This is a genomic window from Pseudorhizobium endolithicum (assembly GCF_902153245.2).
Lineage (GTDB): Bacteria > Pseudomonadota > Alphaproteobacteria > Rhizobiales > Rhizobiaceae > Neorhizobium > Neorhizobium endolithicum.
Genome location: NZ_CABFWF030000012.1, coordinates 27027 through 45153 on the forward strand (window position 1 = coordinate 27027; position 18127 = coordinate 45153).

An 18127-nucleotide genomic window follows, 5' to 3' on the forward strand; every position below is an offset into this window, starting at 1 on the left:
ATCAGTCGCCCTCCTGGGTCGGCCGGCTGTCGCGCCACGAGGGTACCGGCACCACCTGTCGAACCGCACCGCTGTAGAGGCTCGGTTTCTCGATGGTCCTAATGGTCGCCTCCATGTAGGCCAACGCAGGTCCCGCCTTCACCGCCAGCGCCGCGGTTACGGCCAGGATCAGCATTACGGGAACGATCTCCATCACCAGCACGCGAGGCACCGTGCCCTCGATCGAGCTCCAGAAGGTCCGGATGCCGGCGCGGGTGAGGGCGATCAGCGTGGCCAGTCCGCCGAGGATGACCAGGGTGACGAGGACCAGAGCGGGCCCGCTGGGGGGGACGCCGATCGAACCGGTCCCGATCAGCGCCGAGAGCATGGCGAACTTCGCGACGAAGCCGGAAAGGGGCGGAAGGCCGGAGAGCAGGATCGTGCAGGCTGCAAAGCAGATGCCGAGCATGGCGAGGGTAGCCGGCATGGTGACACCCTCAACCTCTTCCGGAATGTCGTCATCGGCGTCGCCATAGGCTTCCATGGTGACTGCGAGCACGGTCGCACCGGCATCCTGACTTCGCTCGACCAGTTCGACCAGCATGAAGAAGGCGCCCAGGGTCAGGGTCGAACTGAGGAGATAGAGAAGTGCGGCGGAGGTTGCGGCTGCATCCCCGAGCCCGATAACGGCAAGGAGCGTTCCGGACGAGACGAGGACCGAATAGGCGCCGATCCGCCCCAAGGCCTGGGAGGCCAGGACACCGATCGTCCCGAAGACTAGGGTTGCCATGCCGCCGTAAAGCAGGACCTCGCTGCCGAAGCCGGCGGAGGGGCCTTCGGAAAACAACAGCAGGGTCAGCCGCAGGATGATGTAGACCCCGACCTTGCTCATGAGCGTGAAGATGGCCGCGACCGGGGCCGCCGCGACGCTGTAGGCGCTCGGAAGCCAGAAGCACAGCGGCCACATGCCCGCCTTGGTCAGGAAGGCGACACCGAGAACGGCTGCTCCCGCTTCCATCAGCATGCGCCGATCCGGCTCAATGGCGGGAATGCGCTCGGCAAGGTCGGCCATGTTGAGGGTGCCGGCGGTTCCGTAGATCAGGCTGACGCCGATCAGGAAAAGGAGCGCTGCGGCCAGATTGACGACGATGTAGTGCATCCCCGCCTTCACCCGGAGCGGGCCGGAGCCATGCAGAACGAGGCCGTAGGATGAGGCCAGCATCACCTCGAAGAAGACGAAGAGGTTGAAGAGGTCGCCGGTCAGGAAGGCGCCGTTCAGCCCCATCAGGAGGAACTGGTAGAGGCTGTGGAAATGCGCCCCTGCCGAATGCCATCGCGCCAGGGAGAATGTCAGGATCGGCACGGCCAAGACCGCCGTCAGCGCCACCATGAAGGCCGAAAGGCGATCGGCCACGAGAACGATCCCAAAGGGGGCCTCCCAGTTTCCCAGAAGATAGACGCCGTCGAAACTGCCTTGGCCGGCAATCATGCCGACATGCATCAGGGAGATGGCCGCCAATGCGATCGTGCTGGCGAGGCTGACCATCGCCTTCACGACGCGTTGACGGTCGGCGATGAACAACAAGACAGTCCCCGCAAGGAGAGGCAGCAGGATCGGCAGAATGATGAGATGCTGCGACCAGGCGATCATCGCGGATCGCTCCGTCCGTCCACATGGTCGCTTCCTGTAAGGCCGCGTGAGGCCAGCAGGACGACGAGAAACAGTGCAGTGGTGGCGAAGCCGATGACGATCGCCGTCAACACCAGCGCCTGTGGTACCGGATCCGTGAGCGTCGCGACCGACACGCCCTCGCCGAGCAGAGGCGGCTCGTCCGATTTCACGCCACCTACGCCGAAGATGAACAGGTTGACGGCATAGGAAAGGAGCGAGAGGCCGACGATGACCTGGTAGGTTCGCGGACGAAGGATCAGCCATACGCCGCAGGCCGTCATTACGCCGATCGCGATCGAAAGGACCAGTTCCATCAGGCAGCCTCCTCCCTTGTTTCCTCAAGGGCCCTGAGGCGGTTGATGCGGATCGACTGGTGGGCCAGAGCCACGAGGATGAGAACGGTCGAACCGACTACGAGCAAGAAGACGCCAAGGTCGAAGATCATGGCGGTCGCGGCGGGCACCTTGCCGATCAGTGGTAGATCGAGATAGCGCGAGTGCGAGGTCAGGAAGGGGTAGCCGAGGAACCAGGCGCCAACCCCGGTTGCCGCGGCGATCAGAAGACCCGCTCCCATCCAACGTAACGGGAGGATGCGGATGCGTTCCTCGGCCCAGCGGGTTCCACCTGCCAGGTATTGCAGCAGGAAGGCGATCGACATGGTCAGTCCGGCAGAGAAGCCTCCACCCGGAAGATCGTGCCCTCGGATGAAGATGTAGATCGCAAGCGTGATGATGAACGGAAACATCCACTGCATGATGACGGAGGGAACGGCCAGATAGTCGCGCACCGTGTCGCCCACCTCCCGATCCGGCTGTTGGTCATCGAAGACGAATTGCGCCTGTTGTTGATCGGGCGGCGCCATGCTGTCCGCCGCCGGGCGGAAACGGCGCAGCAGCGCGTAGACGGTCAGCGCGACGATCCCGAGAACGGTGATTTCTCCGAGCGTGTCAAAACCGCGGAAATCAACCAGAATGACGTTGACGACATTGCGGCCGCCCCCTTGCGAATAGGCGTTCTGGAGGAAGAAGTTCGCGATCGCATCCGGAACGCTCATCGTCATGACGGCATAGGCGATGAAGGACATTCCGATGCCGCAAGTGACGGCTAGAAGGAGATCCCGGAAGCGCCGGAAGCGCGCCCGGAACGTCATTTCGTCTTTCAGTTCCTCTGTCCGCTTCGGCAGCCATCGCAGCCCGAGAAGGATGAGGACGGTGGTCACGATCTCGACCAGCAACTGCGTCACCGCCAGGTCCGGTGCCGACAGCCAGACGAAGGTGGTGCAGACGACGAGCCCGACGCCGCTGAGCATCACGAGCGCCGCGAGTCGATGATATTTGGCAAGATAGGCTGTTCCGATGGCAAGACCGCTGCCGATCGCCCACAAGCCGATGAAGGGGATGTCGATGCCGGAAGGCGCGATCATGCGGGACTGGAAGCCGGAAAGGTAGAGCGGCAGCAGCGCTGCCATGAACCCGATGAAGGCGACCCATCGCAGTTGTGGTTGCAGGTTGCGGGTGCCGAGCCTTCCCTCCAGACTTCGTGCCCAGCGCCAGGAGACGGTGACGAGCACACGCTCGAAAATGCGCTGTCCCCGAAGGTGGCGGAACCACGGTGGGCCATCGTCGCAACGCGAGAAATAGTGCCTGAACACGACATAGATGGCGGAGCCGAGCACCAGTGCCAGCATGCTCATCAGCAGGGGCAGGTTCAGGCCGTGCCAGATCGACAGGCTGTAGTGCGGCGTCGATTGCCCGAGCACGCTGAACGCCGCCTCCTTCAGAAACGGTCCGATCGTGAGGTTGGGCACGATGCCGACGACCAGGCAGGCGACCACCAGGAATTCGATGGGAAAGCGCATCCATCTCGGCGGTTCGTGCGGCTGCTGGTTCGGCAGATCGTGCGGCGGTGGGCCAAAAAAGACCGAATGTATGAAGCGCAGCGAATAGGCGACGCTGAATGCGCTTGCCGCAACCGCCAGATACGGAAGCGCGGTATCCAGCCGGGAATTCGCGTGGGTCTCAACGGCTTCTGCGAAGAACATTTCCTTCGAAAGGAAGCCGTTCAGGAGCGGGACGCCGGCCATTGCTGCGCTGGCGACCATAGCCAGCCGGCCGGTGATCGGCAGGTAGCGCAGAAGTCCGCTGAGGCGGCGCATGTCGCGCGTGCCCGTCTCATGATCGATGATACCCGCCGCCATGAACAACGACGCCTTGAAGGTTGCGTGGTTGACCATGTGGAAAATCGCCGCGACCGTTGCGATTGGGCTGCCGAGGCTGAGAAGTGTGGTGATCAGTCCCAGATGGCTGATGGTGGAATAGGCGAGGAGGCCTTTCAGGTCCTGCTGAAACATCGCAAAATAGGCGCCGAGGACCAGCGTCGTGATACCGGCGAGCCCGACCAGCATGAACCACTCGTAGGTGCCGGAAAGGGCGGGTGACAGCCGCACCAGCAGAAACACGCCCGCCTTCACCATCGTCGCCGAATGGAGGTAGGCGGAAACGGGCGTCGGAGCCGCCATCGCATTGGGCAGCCAGAAGTGGAAAGGGAACTGCGCGCTTTTGGTCAGTGCACCGAGCAGGATGAGTACGAGGCTCGTCAGGTAGAGCGGGTGACCCTTGATCTGGTCGCCGGCCGCAAGAATGGCATCGAGATCGTAGCTTCCGACGATGTTGCCCAGGATCAGCAGTCCGGCGAGCAGGCAGAAACCGCCGGCAGCCGTGACCGTGAGAGCCATACGTGCACCGTCGCGGGCGGCGGAACTCTGATGCCAGTAGCTGATCAGCAGGAAAGACGAGAGGCTGGTAAGCTCCCAGAAGATCGAAAGCACGATGACGTTGCCGGAAATGACGATGCCCAGCATCGAGCCCATGAAGGCCAGCAGGAAGGAAAAGAACCGCGGGACAGGATCGTCTTCCGTCATGTAGTAGCGCGCATAGAGGACCACCAGGAAGCCGATGGTCCCGACGAGCATGGAGAAGATCCATGCCAGGCCGTCCATCCTCAGCGTAAGATTGACGCCGAGTTGCGGCAGCCACTCCATCTCGAAACGGACAACGCCGCCGTCCATGATCAATGGATAAAGAGTGGCGGTGGCAATGGTTACCGTGGCGGCCACGAGGCCCGCGACGGTGGCGGGGAGGAGCCTCGAATTCGTCTGCAGCAACAGGGCGATCGCGAAGCTGCCGATGAACGGCAGGCTCATGATCAGCAAGAGGAATGTAGGCGTGCCCGTTATCCCAAGCGATGATTCTCCAATTTTCGATGCCGAGGCAGCCTGGAAGGCCGATTCCTGACGAGTGCAGCGATGATCGCAGTCTCTCAGCTATCCTAACAGCCCGATTGGCATTTCGCCAGTGGTGGGTTATATAGAACATATGGGGCAGGCTACAAATGAATCTTGTCTGACGCCGGCACTATGCCGTGCCGCACGCGCTCTCCTCGATTGGACGCAGGAGGAACTGGCGGCCCGTTCGCTGGTGTCCCGCAGCACGATCCGGGACTTTGAAGGCAACCGGCACGGGCTTCATCGTTCGACGGCCGCCCAGCTTGTCCGGGCTCTCGAGGAGGGCGGCGTGGTCTTCGGTCCCATTGAAGGCCATGGGACGGGTGTGTGCAGCACCGTCCCGAGCCATTGCTGATCCCACCCGCTGCTTGGTGCATCGCCCAAGGGTAGCTGCGCGGGCCTATCCCGGCGCGTCGTTTCGTCGCATTGGTGGGGGAGGCGATGGCGCCCTTGTGGACGTCGCTCGCGGATTCCAACAATGGCTGCGGCGCTCTGTCAGCGGAACCGAGGAAGGGTTCGATCCTTCAAGGCATCTTTTTCGGCTCCGACGGCTGAGGGCCCTCGTGCTGCCGCTGCCGTTGCGGCCTTGCAAAAATCCCTTCGACTTTTCCATTCCTTGCGTTAATGGATCGCGCGATTGCACAAATCGTGCGCACTGAGGTCAAGAAATGGTCAATGTTGATGAGAAGCTCGAACCAATCCTGCAGGAGGTGCTGCGGCGCAATGCAGGAGAGCTTGAGTTTCACCAGGCAGTTCGGGAAGTGTTGGAAAGCCTCGGGCGGGTTATCGCCAAACACCCCCGCTATCTCGAGAATGCACTGATCGAACGGATCTGCGAGCCAGAGCGGCAGATCATCTTCAGGGTGCCGTGGGTCGATGACGAAGGCCGGGTTCAGATCAATCGCGGCTTCCGGGTGCAGTTCAACTCGGCGCTCGGTCCTTACAAGGGAGGAATCCGTTTCCATCCCTCGGTCAATGTCGGGATCATCAAGTTCCTCGGCTTCGAGCAGACCTTCAAGAACGCTTTGACCGGTCTGCCGATCGGTGGCGGGAAAGGCGGTTCGGACTTCAATCCCCGAGGCCGCTCCGACGGCGAGATCATGCGCTTCTGCCAGTCCTTCATGATCGAGCTGCACCGCCACATAGGCGAATATATCGACGTCCCTGCAGGCGACATCGGGGTCGGCGGGCGCGAGATCGGCTATATGTTCGGCCAGTACAAGCGGCTGACAAACCGGTACGAGGCAGGCGTCCTCACGGGCAAGGCACTCTTCTACGGCGGCTCACGGGCTCGCACGGAAGCCACGGGCTACGGCAACACCTATTTCGTGCAGTCCATGCTGGCGACCAAGGGAGAGAGCTTCGACGGCAAGAAGGTCGTCGTTTCCGGCTCCGGTAACGTGGCCATCTATACGGTTGAGAAGGTGCAGTCCTTTGGCGGCAAGGTGATAGCGATCTCCGACAGCTCCGGTTACGTCGTCGATGAAAATGGCATCGATCTGAAGCTTCTGAAGGAAGTAAAGGAAGTTCGGCGGGCCCGGATCGCCGACTACCTGAAGCTCAAGGGCGAAGGCAAGGGAGCCTATTTCGTAAAGGCCGACAACGGGACGATCTGGGACGTGCCATGTGATGTCGCCATGCCTTCGGCGACCCAGAATGAACTCACCGGCGCCGATGCGAAGACGCTGGTGGCGAACGGCGTCATGGCCGTCGGTGAAGGTGCAAACATGCCTTCGACGCCCGAGGCAATCCGGATATTTCAGGAAGCCGGGGTCCTGTTCGCTCCCGGCAAGGCCGCCAATGCCGGCGGAGTTGCGACCTCGGCACTCGAAATGCAGCAGAACGCCTCGCGAGACAGCTGGACCTTCGAACAGACCGAAGCACGTCTGGCCACGATCATGCGCAATATTCACGACACCTGCGCCGGCACGGCGGATGAATATGGCGCTCCGGGCGACTATGTATTGGGTGCCAACATCGCAGGCTTCGTGAAAGTGGCGCAGGCAATGGATGCGCTTGGCATCATTTGAAGAGCAATCCGGCTTTCCGCGGAAAAGACTATTAGTTCCGCGGATGGGCTTTCAGAGCGAGGGCCGTAAGCTGGCGCAACCGACGGCGATGCCGCCCGTGCTGGCGCTGCCACTCCATGGCTTGCTTGACTTCCGCCGTGATCAAGCCCATGTTCGTCTTATGTTGAACGAGCTGACCATTGCTGTTTTCAAGCGGGTGTGCCCCATCGCAGGCACCTGACCCCCGGCTCGGTCGCGTCGCGCCCCGGCCGTGGGGTATCGGCGGTTAAAGCCGCATCCGGTCCTGGCACCGAGAAGCAGGCGACATTCTTCAAAAATTCCCTTTGATCTTCCGCAGGCACCCGAGGTGCGGCTGCGGCCAACTCAGCAAGGAGACCCAGAGATGGCTCCCGAAACCAAAACACACCGCAAGCCTGCCATCATCATGACCCGCTCCGACCACGAGCGCCTCTGGCGCCTGGCCGAAAGCTACGCCGCCCGAAATCCGGAGGTTGCCGACGAGCTTCTGGCGGAGCTCGATCGGGCGCGGATCGTGCCGGATGCGAAGATTGCTGCCGATGTCGTCCGGATGGGATCCAGCCTGCGGTTCACCAGTGACCTGGGGGAAGACCGGCAGGTCACGCTCGTCTTCCCGGGCGAAGCGGATATCGCCGCCGGAAAGGTTTCGATCCTCACGCCGATCGGAGCGGCTCTCATCGGTCTGTCCGCGGGCCAGTCTATCAACTGGACCGCGCGGGATGGGCGTCTGCATCGCCTGACCGTGGAAACGGTTGAGGCTCCGGCAGAGATTGCCGCAGCAGACATGCGGACCGCGTCATGACCGGCACCAAGCCGTTCTCGCGCCTCTCGCTGTTCGGAGGTTGCCTTATCGCAGGATATTAGCCCCTGCCCTGCTTCGTGCGGGCAGGGGTCTCCCGTTCATTTCCGATGTGCGTGCTCCCAAGGGAGCTATGGAGAACTGCGATGTCAAAGGACAACCCGATCCTCACCACCAAGGACTTCACCATCCTCGAAGCCATGCGGGACAACCGCTTGGGAACGGAGGACCCGCTTACCCCCATCCTCCGGCGCAAGCTCGGTTCCGCGCTCGTCGTGTTCGCAGAAGATCTGCCTGAAACCGTGGCGAGCCTGAACAGTCGCGTGACCTTCACGGTCAATGGCGGCGAACGTCAGACGCGGGCTCTCGTGCTCGAGGGCGTCGCCTCCGTGGTGGGGATGTCCCTCTCCATCACCACATTGCGGGGAATGGCGCTGCTGGGACTTGCGGAAGGGGACGAATGCGTGTTCTCCAATCGCGACGGGCTAGAGGAGCGGATTCTGCTGGAAAAGGTGCATTACCAGCCACAGGCCAGCCAGCGGCGGGGCACGGCCTCGGCTGAACGCAAGCCTCTCCTGACGCTCGTACGCGGTGGCAGGGACGAGTCGCCGCGTTCTTTCCGGATCATGTCCGGCGGCCATGACGATCCCGGCCCTTCGGCCGCCTGATCGGGACCATGCGGCACGGGCAAATTGCCCGGCCGCAAAACGCCCCTGGGCGTTGCATGCGAATGGCCTGCGGGCGGGGAGTTAGAGGAACACGATGTCAAACGAAACTTTGTCTGTTCAAGCAGAGCCTCGTTCGCAGTTTGGTCAGGGTTTGGTCTGGATGGCGCTAAGCATGGCCTCCTTCATCGGAATGTCCGTCGGCTCCCGAGAGCTTGCCGCTACCCTTTCCATCCAGCAGGTACTCTTCTTCCGGGCCCTTGTCGGGCTCTTCGTGATCCTTGCGCTTGGCAGGGCTCTTCTGCCGGAGCTTCGGGGGCTGAAGCTGATCCGTCTGCACCTCGTTCGAAACGTGGTGCATTTTGTTGCGCAGTATCTTTGGACGATCGGCGTCGTGCTGCTTCCGCTCGCATCGGTCTTCGCGCTTGAATTCACCATGCCGATCTGGGTCGCCTTCTTTGCCTGGATATTCCTCAAGGAGAGGCTGACGACTCCGCGAATCCTGGCGACCATCGGCGGCTTTATCGGCGTGCTCGTGATCGTCCGGCCGGGCGTCGGCATGGTCGATCCGGCCGCCGGCCTCGTGCTTATCGCAGCAGCCGGCTACGGCCTGTCGCTGATCTTCGTGAAGCAGTTGACAAGGCAGTGCTCGCCGGGCGCGATCGTAGTGTGGATGATCCTCATACAACTGCCGCTCGGTTTTTTTGCCGCTTTGACGGACTGGCGTGAGGTGCATGTGACCGATGTGCCCTGGATGCTGGTGGCGGGACTGGGCGCGCTGGCCGCCCACTACTGCCAAGCGCAGGCACTCAAGCGGCTGGATGCCTCGGTCGTCATGCCGATCGATTTTCTGCGCGTGCCGCTTGCCGCCGTCGTCGGCTACTACTCCTATGCGGAGGCCATTGATCTGTGGGTCTTCCTCGGCGGCGGCATCATCCTCTTCTCCAACTACCGCGCGGTGATGGCGGAGCGCCGATAGGCCTGTGCGATGAAGCGGATCAACGGCCGCCCGAGCGACAGGCGAGCCTTCGGTGGGGAGAGCAGGTCTAGGAAGATAGCGTATGGTCAGAGGCCCGACCCTATGCGGGCTGCCATTCCTGTTACGGCCATGCCGCGTAGCTCGTATCCCGGGATGCCCGCCTCAGGGCAGTATCCTCGCGGTAGGATTTGGGTGAGCGGCCGGTGGTGCGTTTGAAGAAACGGCTGAAATAGGCGGGATCCCTGAAACCGAGGGCGGCAGCGATCTCTGTTATCTGCATCGTGCTCTTGTCCAGAAGCATTCCCGCCTCGACCACGAGCCGGCCATGAATCAGTTCCATCGGCGTACGCCCGGTGCTCCTGCGGACCGCCGTGTTGAGCCGGTCTGCCGTGATCCCGAGTGCGGCGGCATACCGAGGAATGGTCCAGTGTTCCCTCGCATGGAGCTCGACCAGATGGACGAAGCCACGGACGATCATTCGTGGCGATGGTTGGGCTTGTTCGGCCACCGGCTCGGAAAGCCGCCAAAGGGCGAGAAGCAGAAGCGCCAGATGATGACGCACCGCTTCCTGTGCGCCCGGCAGGTCGGTGCGCAATTCCTGTCCGATCGAGGAGATCATCGACAGCAGGCGTCTTGCATCCGGAACCGACAGGCGGGTGCCGAAGATAGGGCGCGCTATCGCCTCTCGCACCTGAGAAAAGACCGCTCCTGCGGGCATTGCAGATCCGAGCACGACGTCGGGAACGGCCAAAGCGCCGCCTTCGACGCCGGCGTCGAAGATGATGGCTCCTTTCTCGCCTGCCGGTGTCCAGACGAGAGCAGGCCCGGCGAGTTCCACTTGCCGCTCTCCGAACTTCAGAAAGCCCCCACCCGACTGAATGACGAAGATGCGGCTTCGGCGACCGCGAAATGTCCATTCTGTCCGGGAAAGACCACCGTGAAAAAGCTGTGCCTCCACCGGTCCGGGCGGTGGAGCAGCAGGAACGGGGATTGCAGATGATGACGATGTCATCGCTCTTCCTCTTGGGGCTCCGTCAAAAGTACCAGTATCTCCTGTAAAAGTCTATTTGACAGAAGATAAGACCTGATAAGCTGCTCCCGTCTGATCAGAGGCCGGCTAAAGAGCCAACCTCTAGAAGGCAGTCATGGCCCGGAGGAGCGGGCCCAAGGGAGGACACCATGAAAAACTTGCTACGCAGGCAGATCCTGCGCACGATGGCCCTTGCCGTTTCTACGCTTGCCTTCGGTTTCGGCGGCGTTGCCTCGGCCCAGGAGCGTACTTCCGTCAAGATTGGCTATGCCGTCTCCAAGACGGGCCCCAATGCCGGTGGCGCCGGCATCACGACCATTCCCAATTATGAGCTGTGGGTGAAGGACGTGAACGATGCCGGCGGGCTTGAAATGCCCGACGGCAAGAAGCTGCCGATCGAGGTCGTCGAGTACGATGATCGCTCGTCCTCCGAAGAGGTCGTGCGGGCTGTCGAGCGGCTGGCGGCCCAGGATGAGGTGGACTTCATCCTGCCGCCGTGGAGCACGGGCTTCAATCTGGCTGTCGCACCCCTTTTCGACCGGTACGGCTACCCGCAGCTTGCGGTTTCGTCGGTGACGGACAAGGCGCCGGACTTCGTCAAGCGCTGGAAGAAGAGTTTCTGGATGCTCGGCGGCGGCCATGACTATGCAGAGGCGCTGGCGAAGGTCATTGCCGATGCGAGCAAGGCGGGCACCATCAACAACAAGGTATCCATGATTTCCGTCGCCGACGGTTTCGGCATCGATCTGGTGACCGCGGCCCGCCCCGCCTTCGAAGAAGCCGGGATCGAGGTGGTCTACGACAAGACCTATCCGGCCGGCACGACGGATTTCTCGCCTATTCTGAACGAAGTCATGTCCAATGGCGCTGATACTTTCGTCGCCTTCTCCTATCCGCCGGAAACCTTTGCGCTGACGCAGCAGGCGCAGGTTGCCGACTTCAATCCGAAGATCCTGTATCTCGGCGTCGGCACGGGCTTCCCCATTTTCGCGAAGAACAACGGCGCCAACGCCGAAGGCATTATGAGCCTCGGCGGAGTGGACCCCAGGAACGAGGCGAACAACGCCTATCGCAAGCGGCACGAAGAGGTGACGGGCAAGGCGCCGGATTATTGGGGCAGCGTCATTACCTATGCGAGCCTGCAGATGCTGCAGGAGGCCATCAAGCGCAAGGGCCTCGACCGCGATGCCGTCTCGGAAGAGCTGTCCACGGGCACGTTCAAGACTGTGTTGAGCGACGAAACGAAGTTCGAAGACAACCAGCTTCGTCAGCTGTGGTGGACGGGTCAGTGGCAGAACGGCGTGTTCGTCGGCATTGCCCCCGAAGACCGGCCCGGTGCGAGCAAGGCGACCCTGCCGCGTCAAGCCTGGAAAAAGAACTAAGCCCTGGCTCTGTTCGACTGTACCTCTCCCCGAACGAGGGGAGAGGATATCCCCGGCGAGCGGCCGAAGAACCGGCTGCCTGAAATTCAAGTGAAGGAGAAAGGCCGATGCTCGTCACGGCCCTGTTGTCCGGGCTGGTGCTCGGCGGGACCTATGCGCTCGTCGCGATGGGGCTGACGCTCCAGTACGGCATCGCGCGCATCATGAACCTTGCCTATGGCGAGATGATCATCTCCGCCGCGTTTCTCGCCTACGTCATCTACACGGGATACGGCATCAACCCGGTGCTCGGCCTGCTGATCACCATTCCTGCGGGTTTCGCGTTCGGATACGTGATCTACGGCGTCATGATGAAGCCCCTGGTAGCCCGCGCACGTGACAAGGCGAGCCTGGAGATCGACTCCATCCTCGCGACGTTCGGCCTGCTTTTCGTCATTCAGGGCGTGCTGCTCGTCACCTTCGGGGCGAACTTCACGAGCTACAACTATCTCAATGTCGCCGTCGAGCTGTTCGGGACGAACGTGGCCGCCAACCGGCTGCTGGCGCTGGTGCTGGCCCTTACCGTCGGTGGAGCGCTTTACCTTCTCCTGACGCGGACCCTGTGGGGCACGGCATTGCGGGCGGTCGCGGTGTCGCCGGCTTCCGCACCGCTTGTCGGGATCGACGTCAACAAGGCGGCACGCTACGCCTTCGCCATCGGCGGAGGGCTCGCGGCTGCGGGCGGCGTCGTGATCTCGATGTACCAGACGTTCACGGCGACCTCCGGCGTGGTTTTCACGATGAAAGCGCTGATCGTCGTCATCATGGGCGGAGTAGGAAACGTCGTCGGCGCGCTGTCGGCGGGCCTCATCCTGGGTGTGGTGGAAACGTTTGTGGCCACCTATGTCGATCCGGGCCTGACGCTGGCGGCGACCTACGGCATCTTCCTGGCCGTTCTGCTTTGGCGCCCCTCCGGACTGTTCGGAAGGAGGGCAGGATGAACGGCAAGACCATTCTCGCCATCGCCGGCTTCATCGCGACCATAGCAGCGCTCGCCTTCGTTCCCTTCGTTGTCGGCCCCTATGGCGTAACGCTGATGATCGGGATGCTCGGCTACGTCGTCCTGGCAACCGCCTGGGCTTTGTTTTCCGGACCGACCCGCTATGTCTCGCTGGCGACCGTCGCATTCTTCGGCGTCGGCGCCTATACCGTCGCCGTCTTCAGCGAGAGTATTCCCTATCCTCTGCTGCTGCTCGTCGCCGCCGGCATCGGGCTGGGTGTCGCGCTTGTCGTAGGCATTGCGACATTGCGGCTGGCGGGCGTCTATTTCGTCATCTTTACCTTCGGACTGGCCGAACTGATCCGACAACTCGTGACGTGGTATGAAGTCAACGTGACCGGGACGTTGGGCCGCTACATATTCCTGCCGATCACCCCGGAAGGAATTTATTGGCAGTTGCTCGCCTTGGCGGCCATAACCTTTGCGATTGCCTGGTGGATCGGGCGCAGCCGCATCGGTCTGGCGCTGCGGGTCATCGGCGACGACGAAGTCGTGGCCGTCCACTGCGGCATCAACATCACAGGCGTAAAACTGGCCCTCTTCGGCCTTTCCTGCACCATCATCACGCTCGTCGGAGCCATCCAGGCTCCCCGTTGGACATATGTCGAGCCATCGATCGCCTTCAATCCGACCATCTCGTTTCTGACATTGATCATGGCACTGCTGGGAGGCGCCCACCGCCTCACCGGGCCGCTTCTGGGTGCCGTGCCGCTGTTTCTGATGTTCGAATGGCTTTCTGCGAACTTCCCGAACCACTATTCGATCTTCCTCGGCCTCATCTTCATCGCCATCGTCTTCGTGCTGCCGCGCGGCGTCCTCGCCTTCATCGAGGAGAGGTGGACGCTCTGGCGGCGCAACGAACCGGTTTCGGGGAGGACCGCCGATGAGTGAACTTCTGACGATTACCGGCCTCACCAAGCGCTTCGGAGGGTTGACGGCGGTCAATGCGGTCTCCTTCAGCATCGTGCGGGGAGAAGTGATCGGCCTGCTGGGCCCGAACGGTTCCGGCAAGACGACGGTGCTCAACATGATCTCGGGTCACCTTTCGCCGACCGGCGGCACGATCGCCTTGGGGGAGGAGACCATCTCCGGTCTGGCACCCAACCGCATCGCGCTGAAGGGCGTGGCGCGAACGTTTCAGCTGGTTCGCGGCCTGCCGTCTCTCACGGTGCGTGAAAACGTGGTGGCATCCCTTGCCTTCGGACGCCGCAAGCTGTGGGGCGAAGAAGCGGACCGGGAGGCGTTGCGGCGGCTGGAGGAAGTCGGCCTCGCCGGCCGTGCCGAACACAGCGCCCAGGATCTCACCTATATCGACCAGAAGCGGATGGAGCTTGCGCGTGCCCTCGCGGCCGATCCGGAACTGCTGCTTCTCGACGAATGGCTGGCCGGCCTCAACCCCACCGAACTCCGCACCGGGATCGACCTCATTCTCTCGCTGAAGGAACGCGGGATCACGATCCTGCTGGTCGAGCATGTGATGGATGCGATCCGTGCAGTCTGCAACCGCTGCGTCGTAATGAATGCCGGCCGCAAGATCGCCGATGCGCCGACCGCGCAGGCGCTCGCCGATCCGCATGTCGTGACCGCCTATCTGGGAGACGCCCATGCTTGAGGTTTCGGATCTGTCGCTTCACTACGGCCATCACGCGGCGCTCGATCACGTACGTATTCGCGTAGGCAGGGGAGAAACCGTCGTCATCCTCGGTGCCAACGGAGCCGGCAAGTCCTCGCTGTTGAAAGCGATTGCGGGTATCAGGGCTCCTGACCGGGGAGCCTCCATCATGTTCGATGGCCGATCTCTCACCGATCTGCCGGCTCATCAGGTGCTGGAGACAGGGATTGCTCTTGTGCCGGAGGGCAGGGGTGTCTTCGGCGATCTGACCGTTGAGGAAAACCTGGCACTGGGAGCCTATGCTATGCGGGCACGGGCCCATGCGGCAGAGAGCCGCGCCTTCGTCTATGAGCTCTTCCCCAAGCTTCGGGAGCGCAGCAGCCAGTACGTGAATACCATGTCGGGCGGAGAACAGCAGATGGTGGCGATCGGCCGCGCGCTGATGTCCAGGCCGGAACTGCTGATGCTGGACGAGCCGAGCCTCGGTCTCGCGCCCGTGGTCGTCGGCGAGCTCTTCAGGAGCCTTGGACGCATCAGGGAGCGGGGTCTTGCCCTTCTGATCGTCGAGCAGAACGTGAGGATGAGCCTTTCGATCGCCGATCGGGGCTATCTCGCCGAAGCCGGAAGGATTACCGGTGAGGGCACGGCGGAAAGCCTGATGAACGACAAGGCCGTCCAGCAGGCTTTCCTCGGCGGGGCGGCCTGAGCAGACAAGAATGAGAGCAGAGTGGAGAAACCTATGAGCATCCTGGGTCTGAAGATCGACAACGTAGAGATGGACGCGACGGATGGGCGCCGCTTCGAGCGAATGAACCCGATTTCTGGCGAAGTGGCTTCCACCGTCGCTGCGGCCTCTGTCGAGGACGCGCGTCGCGCCGCCAATGCCGCGGCCAAGGCATTCCCTGCCTGGGCCGCTACGAGCCCCGGCCAGCGCCGCAAGCTTCTCAATGCCGCCGCCGACCGCCTGCAGGAGAAGGCTCAGGAATTCGTCGCCGCCATGGCGGCGGAAACCGGCGCCACTGCCGGATGGGCCATGTTCAACGTCGGGCTGGCTGCCGACATGCTGCGGGAAGCCGCCGCGATGACGACGCAGATCACGGGGGAGGTCATTCCTTCCAACCGGCCCGGCAGCCTGGCGATGGCCGTTCGCCAGCCGACCGGCGTCGTCTTGTCTATGGCGCCGTGGAACGCGCCGGTCATCCTCGGTGTCCGGTCCATCGCCATGCCGCTCGCCTGCGGCAACACGGTCGTCATGAAGACGTCGGAAATCTGCCCGCACACGCATCGCCTGATCGTCGATGCGCTTCATGAGGCCGGACTGCCGGAAGGAGTCTTGAACGCGATCTCCAACGCACCGGAAGATGCCGGAGTGATCGTCGAAGCCCTGATCGCCCATCCGGCGGTGCGCCGGATCAATTTCACCGGCTCGACCCGCGTTGGCCGGATCATTGCCGAAACCGCCGCCCGGCATCTGAAGCCAGCCCTGCTCGAGCTCGGCGGCAAGGCGCCGTTCGTGGTCCTGGACGATGCGGATATCGATGAGGCCGTCGCAGCAGCAGCGTTCGGGGCCTATATGAACCAGGGGCAGATATGCATGTCGACGGAGCGGCTCGTGGTCGATGACAAGATCGCGGACGAATTCGTGGAAGCAATGGCGGCGAAGGTGCGCACGCTGAAGGCGGGCGACCCCCGCCGCAGCGATTCTCCCCTCGGTTCTCTGGTCGATCTGCGGGCAGCGCAGCGGGTCGAGGCGCTGGTCAAGGACGCGGTTTCCAAGGGGGCCGTCCTTGCTGCCGGCGGCGGTGTCGACGGGACCCTGATGGATGCGACGCTCCTGGACCGGGTGACGCCTGCCATGCGCATCTACGGCGAGGAGAGCTTCGGGCCTGTCGCATCGGTGGTGCGCGTGGGCTCGATCGACGAAGCGGTACGGATCGCCAACGACACGGAATATGGATTGTCTGCGGCCGTGTTCGGCCGTGACATCAACCGCGCGATGAGCGTTGCCCGCCGGATCGAGTCGGGCATCTGCCACGTCAACGGGCCAACCGTGCATGATGAGGCGCAGATGCCGTTCGGCGGCGTCAAGGAATCCGGTTACGGCCGCTTTGGGGGCAAGGCGGGCATCGCCGAATTCACGGAACTGCGGTGGATCACCGTTCAGGACGGCCATATCCACTATCCGATCTGATATTTCCTACGAAAGCCCGTTGCCGCTGTCCGTCGCTTCGCCGCCGGACGGCGGCCCCGAGATATATCAGGAGGATGGATGCCAGCGCTGGAAGGCAAGACCTGTATCATCACCGGCGGTGCAGGCAGTCTGGGACTTGCGACGGCGCGGCTGTTTCTCGAGCAAGGTGCACGTGTCGTGCTAGTCGATATATCCGAGGTTTCGCTCGAAGAAGCAGCGGCGGACCTGCCGTCGGATCGGATCGAACTGATCGCCGCCGATGTAGCCTGCTCGACTGATGCCGAGCGTTACGTTGAGCAAACCGTGGAACGGTTCGGCCCTGTCGATATACTATTTTCGAATGCAGGAAATTTCGGGACCGTTGCGCCGATCGCAGACTATCCCCTCGACGTGTTCGAGCAGGTTCTGGCGGTGCATATCCGCGGCGCCTTCCTCGCGGCCAAGAGCGCCGTACCCAAAATGCGTGACGGCGGTTCCATTGTCATCACCTCGTCGGTTGCCGGCATGCGCGGCGATGCGGGCGTCTATGGCTATATCACCGCCAAGCATGCGCAGGTGGGGCTGATGCGTTGCCTGGCAAAGGAGCTCGCGCCACGGAACATCCGGGTCAACACCATCCATCCCGGTCCGATCGAAAACGGCTTCCAACTCGCCGTCGAACAGGGTCTGGGCGAGGCGATCGGCGCCGACGGTACGCAGTTCTTCAACGAGATGATTCCGCTCCGGCGCCACGGAACCGCTGAGGAGGTGGCCCGATCCGTACTCTATCTCGCCTCCGATCAGTCGAGCTTCGTGACCGGCACGACGCTGATGGTCGACGGCGGGATGAGCATCTAGCCAATCCGCATCCAACGAGGAGAACCGCAATGCCTGAACTTGCAACCACCGAATTCTGGAAGGACCTGCAGCCGATCACCAAGGTGTTCCAGCCGGACGCGCTGCCGGAGGTCTACCTGCAGAATGCTCCGACCGAGGACGAGAGATACTATGTGCCGTTCACGGAGACGGTGTCTTCGCGGCCGCTCTGGATTTCGCCGACCCAGAACAAGTGGTGCGATATCCTGATGGCGAAGAAAGCCGGACTCGTGAACCGCCACTATCATCCTCACGAAGTCTTTGCCTACACGATCTCCGGCAAGTGGGGATATCTGGAGCATGAGTGGACGGCCACCGCCGGCGACTTCGTCTACGAGACGCCCGGTGAGGGGCATACGCTGGTCGCTTACGAGCACGAGCAGCCGATGAAGGTGTTCTTCCAGGTAAAGGGACCGCTGATCTGGCTGGACGAGCAGGGCGAGCCGAACGGGTTCTTCGACGTGCACAACTACATCGCGCTGTGTCGCGACCATTATGAAAAGGTGGGCCTTGGCCGCGACTATGTCGAGAAGCTGTTCCGCTGAATAAACTGCTCCGGCCTCGGCGTCCAAGAATGGCGCTTACGCCCTATC

17 protein-coding genes are annotated in these 18127 nt (G+C 62.4%); 13 read left to right on the forward strand and 4 right to left on the reverse strand.

The window, feature by feature from the left end; all coding sequences use genetic code 11:
* Nucleotide 1: 1 nt before the first annotated feature.
* The 3 genes from RTCK_RS09945 to RTCK_RS09955 are packed head-to-tail and all read right to left on the reverse strand — an operon-like array spanning nucleotide 2 to nucleotide 4886.
* Nucleotides 2-1630, reverse strand: coding sequence for a monovalent cation/H+ antiporter subunit D (locus RTCK_RS09945; protein ID WP_185927982.1), 1629 nt, complete (start codon nucleotides 1628-1630; stop codon nucleotides 2-4).
* Complete coding sequence (locus RTCK_RS09950; RefSeq protein ID WP_142519486.1) at nucleotides 1627-1965, reverse strand: Na+/H+ antiporter subunit C; 339 nt, start codon at nucleotides 1963-1965, stop codon at nucleotides 1627-1629. Before RTCK_RS09950 ends, RTCK_RS09945 begins: the two co-directional genes overlap by 4 nt.
* A complete protein-coding gene (locus RTCK_RS09955) occupies nucleotides 1965-4886 on the reverse strand; it encodes a monovalent cation/H+ antiporter subunit A (RefSeq protein ID WP_328803960.1) in 2922 nt (973 codons plus the stop codon). Before RTCK_RS09955 ends, RTCK_RS09950 begins: the two co-directional genes overlap by 1 nt.
* Nucleotides 4887-5025: 139 nt before the next feature.
* Here RTCK_RS09955 and RTCK_RS09960 point away from each other — a divergent pair, with 139 nt between their 5' ends.
* From RTCK_RS09960 to RTCK_RS09980, 5 genes are all read left to right on the forward strand, one after another.
* Nucleotides 5026-5289 carry a helix-turn-helix transcriptional regulator gene (locus RTCK_RS09960; RefSeq protein WP_142519488.1) on the forward strand — a complete coding sequence of 88 codons (264 nt, stop codon included), beginning with the start codon at nucleotides 5026-5028 and terminating at the stop codon, nucleotides 5287-5289.
* Between the two features lie 313 nt (nucleotides 5290-5602).
* Entirely contained in the window at nucleotides 5603-6964 is a 1362-nt protein-coding gene (gdhA, locus tag RTCK_RS09965; protein WP_142519489.1) for an NADP-specific glutamate dehydrogenase, read from the forward strand.
* A gap of 382 nt (nucleotides 6965-7346) precedes the next feature.
* Nucleotides 7347-7784, forward strand: coding sequence for a nucleoside diphosphate kinase regulator (gene rnk, locus RTCK_RS09970; protein ID WP_142519490.1), 438 nt, complete (start codon nucleotides 7347-7349; stop codon nucleotides 7782-7784).
* 143 nt (nucleotides 7785-7927) lie between these two features.
* Entirely contained in the window at nucleotides 7928-8449 is a 522-nt protein-coding gene (locus tag RTCK_RS09975; RefSeq protein ID WP_142592697.1) for a GreA/GreB family elongation factor, read from the forward strand.
* A 160-nt stretch (nucleotides 8450-8609) separates the two neighbouring features.
* On the forward strand, nucleotides 8610-9425 hold the full coding sequence (locus RTCK_RS09980; protein WP_142592698.1) for a DMT family transporter: 816 nt from the start codon (nucleotides 8610-8612) through the stop codon (nucleotides 9423-9425).
* A gap of 121 nt (nucleotides 9426-9546) precedes the next feature.
* Here the strand turns inward: RTCK_RS09980 and RTCK_RS09985 are convergent, their stop codons facing one another.
* Nucleotides 9547-10437, reverse strand: a complete 891-nt coding sequence (locus RTCK_RS09985) for a helix-turn-helix domain-containing protein (protein WP_142592699.1) — start codon at nucleotides 10435-10437, stop codon at nucleotides 9547-9549.
* Between the two features lie 167 nt (nucleotides 10438-10604).
* Here RTCK_RS09985 and RTCK_RS09990 point away from each other — a divergent pair, with 167 nt between their 5' ends.
* The 8 genes from RTCK_RS09990 to RTCK_RS10025 all read left to right on the forward strand — a co-directional run bounded on the left by RTCK_RS09990 (nucleotide 10605) and on the right by RTCK_RS10025 (nucleotide 18079).
* On the forward strand, nucleotides 10605-11837 hold the full coding sequence (locus RTCK_RS09990) for an amino acid ABC transporter substrate-binding protein (RefSeq protein WP_142592700.1): 1233 nt from the start codon (nucleotides 10605-10607) through the stop codon (nucleotides 11835-11837).
* A gap of 107 nt (nucleotides 11838-11944) precedes the next feature.
* On the forward strand, nucleotides 11945-12817 hold the full coding sequence (locus RTCK_RS09995; protein WP_142592701.1) for a branched-chain amino acid ABC transporter permease: 873 nt from the start codon (nucleotides 11945-11947) through the stop codon (nucleotides 12815-12817).
* Complete coding sequence (locus tag RTCK_RS10000) at nucleotides 12814-13767, forward strand: branched-chain amino acid ABC transporter permease (protein WP_142519496.1); 954 nt, start codon at nucleotides 12814-12816, stop codon at nucleotides 13765-13767. The genes RTCK_RS09995 and RTCK_RS10000 overlap by 4 nt, the downstream gene beginning before the upstream one ends.
* Entirely contained in the window at nucleotides 13760-14488 is a 729-nt protein-coding gene (locus RTCK_RS10005; RefSeq protein ID WP_142592702.1) for an ABC transporter ATP-binding protein, read from the forward strand. The genes RTCK_RS10000 and RTCK_RS10005 overlap by 8 nt, the downstream gene beginning before the upstream one ends.
* Nucleotides 14481-15194 carry an ABC transporter ATP-binding protein gene (locus tag RTCK_RS10010; protein WP_142592703.1) on the forward strand — a complete coding sequence of 238 codons (714 nt, stop codon included), beginning with the start codon at nucleotides 14481-14483 and terminating at the stop codon, nucleotides 15192-15194. The genes RTCK_RS10005 and RTCK_RS10010 overlap by 8 nt, the downstream gene beginning before the upstream one ends.
* 33 nt (nucleotides 15195-15227) lie before the next feature.
* Entirely contained in the window at nucleotides 15228-16679 is a 1452-nt protein-coding gene (locus RTCK_RS10015) for an aldehyde dehydrogenase (RefSeq protein WP_142592704.1), read from the forward strand.
* Nucleotides 16680-16757: 78 nt separating this feature from the next.
* The gene (locus RTCK_RS10020) at nucleotides 16758-17516 is read left to right on the forward strand and encodes an SDR family NAD(P)-dependent oxidoreductase (protein WP_142592705.1); all 759 of its coding nucleotides are present in this window, start codon (nucleotides 16758-16760) and stop codon (nucleotides 17514-17516) included.
* A gap of 29 nt (nucleotides 17517-17545) precedes the next feature.
* Entirely contained in the window at nucleotides 17546-18079 is a 534-nt protein-coding gene (locus tag RTCK_RS10025; protein WP_142519501.1) for a 2,4'-dihydroxyacetophenone dioxygenase family protein, read from the forward strand.
* The last annotated feature ends 48 nt before the right edge of the window (nucleotides 18080-18127 follow it).